At 67.4% G+C, this 14,086-nt stretch carries 4 protein-coding genes; 3 read left to right on the plus strand and 1 reads right to left on the minus strand.

The annotated features are described in order from the left end of the window. Positions 1 to 7 precede the first annotated feature (7 nt). A complete protein-coding gene (locus tag ACSION_RS11235) occupies positions 8 to 9,475 on the minus strand; it encodes an SdrD B-like domain-containing protein (protein ID WP_435305951.1) in 9,468 nt (3,155 codons plus the stop codon). Between the two features lie 733 nt (positions 9,476 to 10,208). Here ACSION_RS11235 and ACSION_RS11240 point away from each other — a divergent pair. The 3 genes from ACSION_RS11240 (at position 10,209) to ACSION_RS11250 (ending at position 14,080) form a co-directional block, all read left to right on the plus strand. Beyond that, entirely contained in the window at positions 10,209 to 12,452 is a 2,244-nt protein-coding gene (locus ACSION_RS11240) for a DUF11 domain-containing protein (protein WP_213604979.1), read from the plus strand. 129 nt (positions 12,453 to 12,581) lie between these two features. After that, positions 12,582 to 13,730, plus strand: coding sequence for a two-component system sensor histidine kinase NtrB (locus ACSION_RS11245; RefSeq protein ID WP_185896139.1), 1,149 nt, complete (start codon positions 12,582 to 12,584; stop codon positions 13,728 to 13,730). Further along, positions 13,727 to 14,080, plus strand: a complete 354-nt coding sequence (locus ACSION_RS11250; RefSeq protein ID WP_249720559.1) for a response regulator — start codon at positions 13,727 to 13,729, stop codon at positions 14,078 to 14,080. Before ACSION_RS11245 ends, ACSION_RS11250 begins: the two co-directional genes overlap by 4 nt. Positions 14,081 to 14,086 lie beyond the last annotated feature (6 nt).

Raw genomic sequence — 14,086 nt, forward strand, 5'->3', positions numbered from 1 at the left:
AAGCGGCTCATGGCTGCACCTCCCCGTTGCGGACTTCATCCGGCGCCGTCGGCCTCGGTTCGACGATCGGCCGCTGGTTGGCCGAGTCGGTACCCTGCTGCGGCGCGCGCGCAGGCTTGCTCTCGAAGCGCAGCGGTTGCTGGTTGCGCTCGGTTTCCGGTGCGCGGATCTCGCCCTGCGTGCGGCGCGCCTTCACCTGTTCGATCACCGGGTTGGAGCAGCTGCCCTCGATGAAGTCGGCGCGGTGCAGCTCGCCGTTCTTGAGGTCGATGAACAGGCTGTCCGCATCGCCCAGGTTGCGGTTGCTGCTGGTGGTCAGGCGCGAACCGACGGGCAGGGTCGACGGATCGATCTTCAGCGTGTGGCTCTTCGGCGGCAGGCCGCAGTAGCTGTACTTGCCCTCCGAGTCGCTGACCATCCAGGTGCCGTCCTCGAAGTACATGCGCACGCCGGGGATGCCCAGCTCTTCCCGGTCCTGCACGTGGTTGACGTTGCAGTCCACGAAGATCTTGCCCAGCACGCAGCCTTCGTCGGCGAACACGCCGCCGCTGACGATCACGCGGTACTCCGCCGGGTTGGACGGCACCACGCCGCCATTCGGATACGGCGTCAGCGTGGTCGGATCCACGCAGCCGCCGTCGATCGAACAGCCCCAGGCACGCGCCCGGTTGATGCCGTCGCCCTGCTGGCTGCCGACGCCCACGCGCACGCGGTAGGTCAGCACCTTCTGCTGGCCGACTGCGAGCGGGCCGACGTCGAACACCAGCGTCGGGCCGGGCTTGCCCAGCGGATTGGCGATGCCGGCGCTGTCGACGCGCGCGGTGCCATCGATGAAGGTGAAGCCGTGCGGCAGGCGGTCGATCACGTTGACCGTGCCCATCGACGCACCCGCCGTCTGGCGGATGGTGATGGTGTAGACCAGGCTGTCGCCCACTTCCACCGTCTTGCGGTCGCCGGTCTTGGTGATGACCAGGCCCGGCGCGATCTGCGGATCCAGCGGGATGTGGTTGTGCACCGGCACGGCGACGCCCGAACCCAGCGTCAGCTCCAGGTAGTACGTCGTCGATGTACCGACCGGACCGGTCGGTGCGGTCGCGTTCGTCTGCACCGGATAGCCTTCGCCCGGCGTGGACGGCGGCGTCAGCGGCGAGGTCTCGGCCGGAATCATGCCGGACTCGAACGTGTAGCCGGCCGGCGGCGTCACCGCCAGCTGGAAGCGGCACGACGCCGGTGCGTCCGGACCCAGCAGGAACTGGTAGAAGCCTTCCGCACCCACCGTCATCGATACCGATGTGCCCTGCACGGTGTAACCGCCCAGCGCGGCGTTCAGCACGTGCTGCTCGGGCGAGTAGCCCGCGCAGGTGCCGACCGGCGTCAGGGTGACGCGCGAACCCGGAACCGGCGTACGCGTCGTCGCGTCGTAGACCACACCGCCCGGGTTCAGCGGCAGGCTCTGCTGCGGCAGGTTCGCGCCCGGCGCCAGCACCACCGACAGGTGCGTGCTTCCGCCATCGCTGCTGCGGCACGAACTTGCGGTGCCATTGGCGATCGCGGCGGCGGCATCGCACGGCACCGGCGGACCGGCAATCGTGTCGCCGCTGACCGGCAGGCCCCACACCACGCCCGTCGCCGGATCGCGGAAGCGGATGTTCAGCGGAATGCCCGGCACCTGGTCGGCGATGGAGTACGTGCCGTCGACGGCGGTGGTCGCGGTACCGACGACCTGGCCGCTGCCGTTGACCACTTCCACGACCCAGCCGGACAGACGACGGTCGCCGCTGTCGATGCGGCCGAAGTCGCTGCCCTGGTCGAACCACACCGTGCCCGACACCGAGGCCGACAACTGCACCGGCGTCGGCAGGCGGCACGCGTTCTGCGTGATCGCCGGGTCGCACACCGGCAGGTCGCCCGGGTTGCCTTCGAAGTCGGCGCGTTCGTCCGGCGTCGGCGTGCGGAACTCGTTCTCGCCACCGCCCTCGACGATCACCGCGTTGTTCACCGGCGAACCGGTGGCGGCCGTCGCGGCGACGCGCACCGAGGCGACGATGGTGTCGGCCGAGGTGGCGCCGGCGGCGATCACCGTGCTGCTCGCGCAGCGGAAGCGGGTGTCGCCCGGCGCGCCGGTGCAGGTCCAGCCCGTGCCCACCGGCGTGGCCGCCAGCGTCAGGCCGGCCGGCAGGCGGTCTTCCACCACGTACTCGCCCGCGCTGGGCTGCTGCCCGATGTTGCGCACGCGCAGCGTGTAGGTGGCGGTGTTGTTGACGGTGAAGATCGCCGGCGTGGCGGTCTTGCTGACCACCAGGTCGGGCGAATCGCCGATCTCGCCGAAATTGTTGTCGATCGACTCGCCACCCGGCGGCAGCACGATGCCGCTGATCGCAGACGGCGTGGTCGTCACCGGCGTCGCAGTACCGACGGCGGTGCCGTCGATGGTGCCGGCGCTGGTGATGCCGTTGAGCGTTTCCGGCGGCTGCGTCGGTTCGGTCACCGTGTACGTCCCCGGACGCAGGTCGTCGAAGCGGTAACGGCCGTCGGCGTCGGTGGTCACGGTGACGTTGACCGCCTGGCCCAGGTCGTCGGTGCCGGTCAGCACCACCTGCACGTTCGCGTAGCCACCCTCGCCCGTGTCGATGACGCCGTTGTTGTTGCCGTCGTTGTAGACGCGGCCGCTGATCGCACCAGCCGGCACTTCGCCGAAGTCGTTGCCGGTGACGTCCTGGCCCACGCCCAGCGTGATGCCGCTGATGACGGACGGCGTGGACGTCGGCGGCGTGGCGGTACCGCCGCTGTTGCCGGCGTTGGTGATGCCGTTGAGGGTGCCCGCCGGCTGCTCGGGCTCGGTGATGGTGTACGTGCCCGGCGGCAGCTCGATGAAGGCGTACGTGCCGTCCGGTTGCGTGGTCACTTCGCGGGTGATCGTGTTGCCGGCCAGGTCGGTGCCGGTCAGGCGCACGACGACGTTGCCGATGCCGTCTTCCGACGGATCGATGACGCCATCGTTGTCGCTGTCGCGCCACACGCGCCCACCGATGGAACTGTTGAGCGGGATCTCGCCGAAGTTGTTGCCGACCGAGCTCGCGCCCGGCGTGGTCAGGTCGATCGCGCTGATCGCGCTGGGTACAGCGGTGATAGGCGTGGCGGCGCCCGACGGCGTGCCGCCGACGGTGCCGGCCACGGTCTGGCCGTTGCTGGTGCCGGTCGGCTGGGTCGGTTCGGTCACCGTGTAGGTGCCCGGACGCAGGCCTTCGAACGCGTAATCGCCGTTGGCGTCGGTGGTGGTGCTCAGCGACACGGCTGCGCCGGTGTCGTCGGTACCGGTCAGCGTGATGGTCACGCCCTCGATGCCGGTCTCGGCCGCGCCGGACTGCACGCCGTCGTTGTCGGCGTCGAAGAACACGCGACCCGACAGCGACACGCCGAGCGTCTCGCCGAAGTTGTTGTCGATCGACGCGCCGCCCGCGGGCAGCGCGATGCCGGCGACCGCGCTGGGCACGGTCGCGACCGGCGTGGCGGTACCGCTGGCGCTGCCGCCGATCCTGCCGGCCACGGTGGTGCCGTTGATCGTGGTGACGCCACCGACCACCGGTTGCGCGAGCTGCTCGCTGACGGCATACGTACCGGCCAGCAGGTCGTCGAAGCGGTAGTTGCCGTTGGCATCGGTGACGACCGCGGCCACGGCGTTGCCCAGCGCATCCACGGTGCCCGCGGGCAGCGCGACGCTGACGCCGGCGATGCCGTTCTCGCCCGCATCACGCACGCCGTCGTTGTCGGCGTCCAGCCACACGCTGCCGCTCAACGACGCGGCGCGCTCGCCGAAGTCGTTGCCACTGGAGCCGCTCGCCGGCAGGTTGGTGACGGTGATGGTGTTGGTCGGGTTTTCCTGGCCGTTCGCCAGCCCGGTGGGCTGCGTCTCGACGATGCGGTAGTTCTGCCCGGTGGTCGCACCGCCATAGCTGTAGCCGCCGTTGGCGTCTGTGGTCAGGGTGACCGGCGGCAGGTCGTCCGACGTGCCGAACACGCCATCCGGGCCCGCGCCCTCGATCACCACGGTGACGCCGGGAATGCCCGGCTCGCCGGCATCCTGGCCACCGTCGTCGTCGCGGTCCAGGTAGACCGTGCCGCTGATGATGGCGTTGGCGAGTTCGCCGAACAGATAACCGGTCGCCGCCTGGCCTTCGCTGATCGCGATGTCGTCGATGACGTTGGGCGTGGTCGCCGTACCCGGCGTCGCCGCATTGCCCGGCGTGTGCCGGCCGTCGATATAACCGGTCGGCTGCGTCTCGGTGATCGTGTACGTGGTGCCGGCCTGCGGCGGCAGCAGGTCGCGGAACACGTACGCACCCGTCGCATTGGTCTGCACGGTGACGTTGACCGGATTGCCGGACAGGTCGGTGCCGGTCAGCGTCAGCGTGGCGTTGGCGATCGGATTCTCGCCACCGTCGAAGCTGCCGTTGTTGTTGTTGGCCGGCGTGGTCGAGAAGTCCTCGAACACCGCGCCCGCCAGCGAGCCCAGCGTTTCGCCGAAGTCGCGACCGGTCACGCCGGCCAGCGGCAGCGCATTGACGTCGATGACGTTGGTCGGGTGTTCGGTGCCGTTGCCGTAACCGGCCGGCTGCGTTTCGGTGACGCGGTAGTTCTGCCCGACCACCAGGCCGGTGAACTGGTACGCGCCGTTCGCGTCGGTCTGCAGCGTCACCGGTGCCGGATCGTCGCCGTTGCCGAAGATGCCGTCCGCACCGGCGCCGGCCAGCGTGACCGTCACGCCCTGCAGGCCGCCGTTCGGGCGCGAATTGACCGCACCTGCATCGGCGGCGTCGAAGTCGCCGTTGCCGTTGCGGTCGACATAGACGCTGCCGCTGATGGCGGCCACGGCGTCTTCGCCGAAGTTGAACGCGGTACCGTCGGTGCCCGCCCCCAGGTCGATAGTGCTGATGCGGTCGGTGGTGGCGGCATCGCCGTTCACCGCCGTGCCCGGCGTACAGCCGGCGACGCAGGCCGCACCGCCGATCAGGCCCGGATTCACCGCGGTCGGACGGTTCTGGTAGTTGCCGGCCGGCAGCGCTTCGCGCAGCGTGTAGACGATCAGCGGATCGAGGTTGGTGAAGCTGTAGGCACCGCTGGCGTTCGTCGTCGCCGTGGTGATGACCGTGCCGGTGGCGGCGTTCAGCAGTTCGACCGTCGCACCGGCGATGACGCCGTCGCTGCCCTCGTGGGCGTTGCTGAAGTTGCGGTCGATGTAGACCAGGCCGGACAGCGACGGACGACGCACCTCGGGGAAGTTGTAGCGGACGCCGGTGTCGTTGGCGCCGACCGGGATCGCGGCGATCACCGAGTTCGGCGAACCCGCGCTGTACGTGCCGCCCAGCGACGGCTCGCTGCCACCGGTGGTCGGCAGCACGGACGGGCTGTTGACGTAGGCGGCCGGCTGGGTCTGCGTCAGCGTGTAGCCGGCCGCATTGGCCGGCGACAGGTTGGCGAAGCTGTAGGCGCCGCTGGCGTTCGTCGTGGTGGTGACGTTGACCGGATTGCCGTAGGCATCGGTGCCGGTCAGCGTAATGGTGACGCCGTTGATGCCCTGTTCGGTTCCCACGCCCTGATGCGTGCCGCCGTTGGCGCCCGTACGGTTGCGATCCTCGAACACCACGCCGGCCAGCGACGAGCGCGTGACGGTCAGCGGGATGGTGACCGTGTTGTTGCCGGGGATCGGATCGACCTGCTGGGTGGCGATGGTCGCGGTGTTGTTAACCGAGCCGCCGCTGGGATAGCTGTCCCAGCGCGACGGCACGATGATGCGCACGCGGCCGGTGGAGGTGACGTCGCCCAGGTTGCAGGTGACCGTGCTGCCCGCCTGCGTGCAGGTGCCGGTGCCGTCAGGCACTTCACCGCCGCCCGGATTCGGTCCCACCTTGCGCCAGGTGATCGGACCCGTGACCACCAGGCCCGCCGGCAGCGTGTCGGTGACCACCGTGCCGGTGCCGTTGAGGGGATTGGTTCCGGTGCGATCCAGCGACAGGCTGGCGCCAGGACCGTTGTTGACGCCTTCCACCACGTAGAAGAACGGCTGGCGCAGTGCGACGCTGGTGACCGTCGGCGGCAACGCGACAGCGGGGTCGCTGTCGGGAGACGCCACGACGGTCGTCTTGGTCATGCCCACGTCGGCACGTGCACGGATCGTCGTGTCCTGGTCGGCCGTGTTGTTGACCGGATTGGTGTCGGTTTCTTCCGACGTCGCCGTCACGGTGTTCAGCAGCGTATCGCCGGCGGCACCGGGCGCGGTCTCGTACTGGAATCGCACGTACAGTGTGCTGGTCTGTCCGCTGGCGACCACGCCGGGCTGATTGGGCGAGAAGCCTTGGCCCGGCATCTGGCAATCCAGCGTCATCGGCGCGCCGGTGGTGGGGTTGGCACCGGCGGTCACGCTGCATGCGCCCACCACGTAGGGACCGCCCGTCGTCGACGACGCGCCGACATAGCGCACGGTGCGGCCTGCCTGCGGCGTGATGGTGTCGGTCACGCGTACGTTGGTCGCCAGCGACGGACCGTTGTTGCGCACGGTCAGGCGATAGGTGATCACGTTCTGGCTGACGTCGTTGGCGTTGTAGCCCACCGGATCCACACCACCGGTAAAGCCCACGTCCACCTTGTTGGTGATCAGGTCTACCGCACCGCTGTTGAACGGCAGCGTGGCCGAACGCTGGTCGTCGGCGGTGTTGAGGTTGTAGTCGAAGCTGCCGTTGGCATCAGTGCCGGTGGCCGGATCCGGCGTACCGTTGTTGTCGCGGTCGAAATAGAAATCCGCCAGGTTGGTGAACGTGCGTCCCGTGTTGCCGACGTTGACGTTCGGCCGGATCACGACCGTCATGCTTTCGGTCTGTCCGTTGTTCATCGACAGCGGTTGGCAGGTCAGCGTGACCGTGGCCGTTCCGCCGGTGGGATTGGCATACGACGTACCGCCGCTGGCCGGTGTCGTCGTGACGCCCGCGCCCGCCGCCGCAGCACAAGTAGCCGTGCCGCCACCGGTGCGCGTGGCCGACACCAGTACGAAGCCGGCATCGTTCGCCGGCAGCGTGAACACGTCGCGGAACACCACGCCCGGCGCGATCGACGGGCCCTGGTTCTCGTACGACATCACATAGGTGGTGTTGACGCCGGCCTGGCCGGTGGCGCCGGAGGTGATGTTCTTCGCCGTCGTGCGCACGTTGGCGACGCGGTCGATCTGCAGCCAGTCCGAGGCGCTGTTGTTGGCGGTGTTCACCTCGCCGACCGAGCCCGCCACGTTCGCGTCGATGCCGACACCGGCGGTGTTGCAGAAGGCATTGCTGATCGGCACGCCACCACAGGTGCCGGCGCCGCTGCCCGCGCTGTCGAACAGCGCACGCTGCACGGTCAGCACGATGGTGGCGCTGGCGCCGTTGGCCAGCGGCGTGGTGCCGGAGCGGCAGATCACCGAGGCGCCGGTCGCGCAGGTCCAGCCGGCGGGAATGGTGCTGGCGGTGACGGTGGTACGGCCCGGAACGAAGCCCGGGATGTCGTCGTTGATCACCACGCCGGTGGTGCTGTCGGGGCCGTCGTTGGTGACCGTCAGCGTGTAGGTCACCGTGGTCTGGCTGGCGCTCAGTACGTTGTCCGCCGTGCCCGGGCCGTTGGTCTGCTTGGCGATGCGCAGGTCGGCGCGCTCGTTTGTGGTGCGTGTACCGGCGCCGTTGCAGTCGTTCCCGGTTTCAGGATCGGTGTTGATGCCGTTGCCGGTCAGCGGCTCCAGCGAGCCGTTCGAACCACCCGTACACGCCGTATTGTTCAGCGAACCGGCCGCACGTGCGCGGCTGACGATCTGCAGCTGCGGCGCGTTGGCGTTCACCGTCAACGGCAGCGAGCCCGCGTTGAGGTCGCAGGTGACGCGCTGGCGCGCCGGCGGCACCGCATAGGGAGTGTCGACGCTGCAGGTCCATGGGCCAGCGAAGGAAAGGAATTCCTCGCCCGCCGCCAGTTCATCCACCACCTGCACCTGGCCGGTGGCCGCGCGCGGACCGAGGTTGCGCACGACGATGGTCGAGGTCATGCGGCTGTCGGCATCGCTGCCGATGCCGTCCCACACGGCGATCAGCTCAGGCGTCTTGGCCTTGGTCAGCGACAGGTCGGCGCCGTCGGCGAGCACGGTGAACGTTGTCGTGCCGCTGTTGTTGTTGGTGCCGTTGCCGGGGCTGTTCGGATCCGGCGTAGCCGAGGTGATGGTGGCAGTGTTGGTGACGTCGCCGCTGCTGTTCGGACCCGTCGACGGCACGGTAGCCACGATGGTGATCGTCGCCACCTCGCCGACCGGCATGTCGCCGGTGCGGTTGCAGGTACGGACGCTGTTGGCCGCCTCGCTGCTGCAGCTCCACGCCGCGGGCGCGGTGCCGCCGGTGATGACAAAGCCGGCCGGCAGCGCATCGGTGATGCTCGCGTTCTGCGCGACGCTGGGACCCAGGTTGCGTGCGGTCAGCGTGAAGGTGATGGACTGTCCTGCGATGGCCGGCGCGGGCGCGGCTGACTTGCTGATCGCAAGGTCCGCACCCGGGGTGATGGCCGTGGTGACTTCGGCGTCGTTGTTGTCCGGATCCGGATCCGGCGTGCCGATGGCCTCGACCACCGCCGCGTTGGTGATGTTGCCGCTGCCGGCATTCACGCGCGCGCGGAAGCTGAAGGTCGAACTGGCGCCCACCGCCAGCGTACCGGCGTGGGTGGCGGTCATGGAGCCCTGTGCGAACGTCCAGCCGGCGCCATTGAAACTGCCGGCGACGAAGGTCGTCGCAGCGGGCAGCGTGTCGACCACGCGGAAGTTGGTCGACGGGCTGGGGCCGTCGTTGGTGACCGTCAGCGTGTAGGTCACGACGCCGCCACCGACGACCGGGTTCGGCGTGGCGCTCTTCTGCAGGCGCAGGTCGCCCGCCACGGTCAGCGTGGTGGCCTGGCTGCGGATGTTGTTGGCGGTATTGGTGTCGCCGGCGAAGAACGGATCGGTGACGGTGAGGCTGGCGATCGGCGTGGTGGCCGGCGGCGTGTTCGCGCTGAAGCCCACCGCACCGCGCATGGTGACGGTGCCGGGCGCCTGCCCGCCGGTGTTGACACCGATCTGGAAGGTGATCGGCGAGCCGCCGGCCAGCGTGCCCTGCAGCGGACCGTGGTTGCAGACGATGCGCGTCGGCGTGCCGACGGCCGCGGCGCAGAACGCCGGCAGGCTGCTGGCGGTGGTGCCGGCGGGAAGGTCGAAGATGCTGCTGGTCGCGGCCGACGTATCGCCGGCACCGTTTTCCAGGGTGATGCTGTAGACCACGTCGCTGCCCGCAGGCACCGGGTCGTAGCCGCTGTCGGACAGGTCGGTGAGCTGCAGGTCCGCCGCCAGGGCCGGCAGCGCCAGCAGGCTGCCCGCCACGAGCAGTGCCCGGGCGAGGACGCGCTTTAGCGAGCGAGCAGCGCGAGAATTGCGCGAGGTCATGGGCACATGGCCGCACACAACCGTCCCATGGTCATCGGCGACGCGCGCCAACCCGGCTTCCTGATTCACTGGCAATCCCCTGTAACAACGCTATCGCCCCACGGCGTCCCCAACAGCGCCTGAATCCCCCACTGCAGTCCCCCGACGGACTGTCAGTTGATCTAAGCGTGCTGCTCACGTCGCATCGCGACGGCGACCGAAAGGACGCACGCCACAGGATGTGACGGGGTAATGCTAATTATGCACACGTATCGCGGCCAAGTGTCATGTCACATTATTGGCCACAAGCTCACCAATAAGCCACTTGCACGGCAGCTAATGTTGGCGTGTCCGGCCGGCAATTCGCCGGTGCGCATCGTCTGGCCTGGTAGTTCGACACGAGCTGAACTGCGCCGGTAGCGCTAGGTACGCTTCTAGCGCGTTCAGCTGCTTGGTCGTCGTCGCCGGACTGAGTCGCGTTCAGCATCGATATCATCTAACGAAGAGTGCGCTGCGTGTTCAATGCGAGGTGACGCTGTGGGTCAGGATCTAACCCGTGGCGACCTTTACTTCAGCCGCTGATACTGGCTGGGCACCCTGGGGCCTCGGGGAGTGGGCTGAGTTTATGTTTGCTTGGCATGCTTGTTGCTGATGATCTGAGATCATTCGGAGCCCTGTATCCATGGTGAGAGGTCGCGTGATCTTTTCGGTAGGACGTTCCAAGCAAGATTGCGCCCAGGCATGTGCGGCGATCATGCGGGACAAGCCCACTGTCTGGCTTTTCCTGCTGGCAATCGCGCTCATCGCGCTCGCACCCTCAGCCTCGGCCCAGGTCTACCGGGCCTTTGACCAGCGTTATACCACCACGCTCAACGGCGACCTGCTGTTCCTCGCCAACACCAACCTCACCTGCAACGGCACCACCGGCAGTTGCGGCGCGACCATCAACGACGGGCTGACCATGGTGGCCACCAGGCTGCCGGCCGATGCCACCGACACCAGCATCACCAACTCCAGCAGCGCCACCCTAGCAGCGGCAGACTTGCCGGCCGGCGCGCAGATCGTGCGCGCGCAGTTGTACTGGGGTGGCCTGGTTGCTAGCGATGCCAGCAGCCAGCCCAGTCCGTCGCCAACAGCCACCTCGATCCGCTTCGGCCGACCGGGGCTTGGCTACCAGGCGCTTTCGGCGAGCGGCTGCGACGTGTCGCCGCGCTCTACCATCTGGGGCGCAGGACAACCGCACCACGTCTACACGTGCCGCGCCGACGTGACCACCGCCGTGCGTGCAAGCGGCGCGGGTACCTACCGTGTGGCCAACCTGCCGCTGCAGTCCGGCCTGGTGAACCGCTTCGGCGGCTGGACGCTGGTGCTGGTGGTGCAGAACCCCGCGCGTCCGCTTCGCAACTTCACCATCAATGATGGCCTGGCGGTGATCGCCACCACCGGCACGGCGCCGGTGAACCAGGTCTCGCTGACGGTGTCCGGCTTTCGCACGCCTTTTAGCGGGACGGTGGCTGCGCAACTGGGCTGGATGGCGATGGATGGCGACCGCGGCGCGGCCGACGGCTTCACCTTCCAAGGCCTGGGATCCTCGCTGGTCAACGTGTCAGACGCCTGCAACACCGCTGGGGATGTCTTCAACTCCACGATCTGCCGGCTCGGCAGTGTGGTCAACCAGCGCAGCCTGGCCAACAACAACCTGACCAACACGCTGGGCTTTGATGCCGACATCGTGCAGCTAGCCAACCCCGGCAACATCGCGCTGGCTAACGGCGCGACCTCCGCTACCCTCACCGCGCGCACCAGCAGCGAGGGCTATGCGATCTCGCTGCTGGCCACGGCCATTGATGTGTTCCAGCCCACCGTGGATGCGGCCACCGCCAAGACCCAGGCCAACCTGACCAATCCGGGCCTGCCCGCCGGCCAGGCGCGCGCGGGCGATCGCATCCGCTACACCATGACACTGCAGAACACTGGCCAGGACAATGCGGTCAATGTATCGATCCGCGATGCGATCCCGGCCAATACCGACTTTGAGGCCGGCAGCCTGCAGGTGAGCGCCGGTGCGAATACCGGAGCCAAGACCGATACGGTGGGCGATGACGTGGCGGAAGCGGCGTCAAACACGACCGTGTTTCGCGTGGGCACCGGCGCCGATGGCAGCCAGGGCGGATTGTTGCGCTGCCAAAGCTGCATTGGCACGCAGCCGACCTCCACCACGGTGAGCTTTGTGGTGCGCGTACGCGCCGATGCCGCCGACGGCACGGTGATCCGCAATCTGGCGCAGGTGAGCTACACCGGTGCCTCCAGCGGCGAGGTATTCACCGAGAGCACCAACACCACCGAGCTGCGCGTTCAGGCCCCGCCCCGATTGACGCTAGTGAAGACGATCGCCGGCCGCGCGGTGGCGACCGACCAGTTCACCGTGGCAATCGACAACGGCGGCCCGAGTGCGACCAGCACGGGCACGGCGAGCAGCGTGTCGACCACCGCCTTTACCGCCACCGCCGGCACGACCTACACGCTGTCCGAAAGCGGCGCGGGCACGCCGGCCGCCAACCTGGCGCTGTACGACACGCAATACAGTTGCGTAAACAGCATCGCCGGCACCACCGATGTGCCGCCAGGTCAAGGCCGCAGCTTCCAGGTCACGCCGGTGGCGGGCGACGACCTGACGTGCACTTTCGTTAACACCCCACGCACGGTGGACCTATCGGTCACCAAGACGTCCTTGGTCACGCAGGTCGTACAGGGCAATGCCATCGACTACACGGTGACCGTGACGCATGCGGCCGGAACCGTGGCCGCAGATGGGGCCATTGTCCGTGACACACCGGGTACCGGCCTGAGTGCGTGCACCGTGATCAGTTGCACGCCCAGTGGCGGGGCAAGCTGCCCTGCCACCCCGGCGGAGCTGCTGGCCGCCGGCGGTACACCCATTCCGCTGCTGCCGCCGGGCGGTCGTGTGGTCTTCGCGGTGAGTTGCATTGCCGACTAAGGCAGCGGCGGTTCACCTAAATGGCATTCGCATAGCTCTTATGTGCTGCTGTGCAACAGCCATACGTTGTCGCACATGCACGACTATTTCACCTGCGTTTCAATAGGGTCGCGGCAACGGAGATCCGGCATGCAAGCACGCCACCCAGAACGCGTTGACCTAACCGACCGCTTGCGGCAATTCGAACTGCTGCTCAACTCGGTCACCGACTATGCCATCTACATGCTTGATGCAGAGGGCTATGTCCGTTCGTGGAACGCCGGCGGAGAACGCATCAAGGGCTACCGGCAGGAGGAGATCGAAGGCACGCACTACTCAGCCTTCTACCTGCCTGAGGATGTCGCTCAGGGCATCCCGATGAAGAACCTGCATATCGCCGAGCGTGAGGGTCGCTTCGCCGGCGAGGGCTGGCGCCTGCGCAAGGATGGCTCCCGGTTCCGGGCCAGTGTGGTGATCGATCCCATCTGGGATGCCGGTGAGCTGGTGGGCTTTGCAAAGGTCACCCGCGATATCACCGAGCGGTATCTGGCCGAGCAACGCCTTGAGAAAGCGCGTCAGGACTTACTGCAATCCCAGAAAATGGAGGCCGTCGGCAAGCTCACCCTGGGTCTTGCCCACGATTTCAATAACCTGCTGACCATCATCATCAACAGCCTGGACGTGATCGATACGCGGGCCCAGAACGAGAAAGTCTCTGAGATGGTCCTTACCGCCTTGCGCGCTTCCGAGCGCGGCATCCTACTCTCGCGCCAGCTGCTGACCTTTGGCCGCGGCCAGAATTTGGTGCCAGAGCGTGTTGACCTAAATCGCCTGATCGAAAGCGGCAAGGACCTGTATCGCCGCTGCGCGGGTTCGGCCGTGTCGGTTTTTTTCGATCTGGCACCGGACCTGCCCATGATCGATGTCGATCGTGGACAGTTTGAAGCCAGCCTTCTCAATCTGGTCAGTAATGCGCGCGATGCCATGCCATCCGGTGGCGCTCTCTACCTGACCAGCTTTCACTGCGTCAAAGCCAATCCGGCCGATCCTGAGCACCGTCAACGTGAGTACGTCTGCGTGGCCGTCAAAGATACCGGTGTCGGCATTTCGGCCGAGCAGCAGGCCCAGGTGTTCGACCCGTTCTTCACGACCAAGCCAATCGGACGTGGCAGCGGACTGGGTTTGAGCCAGGTCCATGGCTTTGCCGCCCAATCTGGCGGATTTGCCGAGCTGGAAAGCGGCCTTGGCGCCGGCACCACCGTTACCCTTCATTTCCCCCTACCCGGAGCGTTTACATGAGCGAGATGTCCCTCTTGTTTGTAGAAGATGAGGACGATCTTCGCGTCATCATGCAGGATGCCCTTCAGAGCCACGGCTATCAGGTCAGTCTGGCCACCGATGGTGCCAGCGCGCTGTCCATGCTCGAGGGGGACACGGCGTACTCCCATGTCGTGACCGATGTACGTATGCCCGGGGAGGTCACCGGTCTGGAGGTGGCAACCAAGGCACTGGAACGCTCACCGCACTCACGCGTGGTGCTGGTATCGGGTTACCAGCGCGGTCAGCTGCCCCCCTTACCGGAGGGTGTGGTGTTCCTGAGCAAACCCTATCGCATCAAGCAACTGCTGCTGGCCCTGGAAGAAGGCTGACGCCTC

The sequence above is a fragment of the Pseudoxanthomonas sp. LjRoot125 genome (genome assembly GCF_964252705.1).
Classification (GTDB): domain Bacteria; phylum Pseudomonadota; class Gammaproteobacteria; order Xanthomonadales; family Xanthomonadaceae; genus Pseudoxanthomonas_A.

What these genes read in the sequence shown, in the direction of transcription:
- ACSION_RS11245 (WP_185896139.1), top strand. Translation starts at nt 12,582, where the DNA reads ATGCAAGCACGCCACCCAGAACGCGTTGACCTAACCGACCGCTTGCGG.
- ACSION_RS11235 (WP_435305951.1), bottom strand. Translation starts at nt 9,475, where the DNA reads ATGACCTCGCGCAATTCTCGCGCTGCTCGCTCGCTAAAGCGCGTCCTC.
- ACSION_RS11240 (WP_213604979.1), top strand. Translation starts at nt 10,209, where the DNA reads ATGCGGGACAAGCCCACTGTCTGGCTTTTCCTGCTGGCAATCGCGCTC.
- ACSION_RS11250 (WP_249720559.1), top strand. Translation starts at nt 13,727, where the DNA reads ATGAGCGAGATGTCCCTCTTGTTTGTAGAAGATGAGGACGATCTTCGC.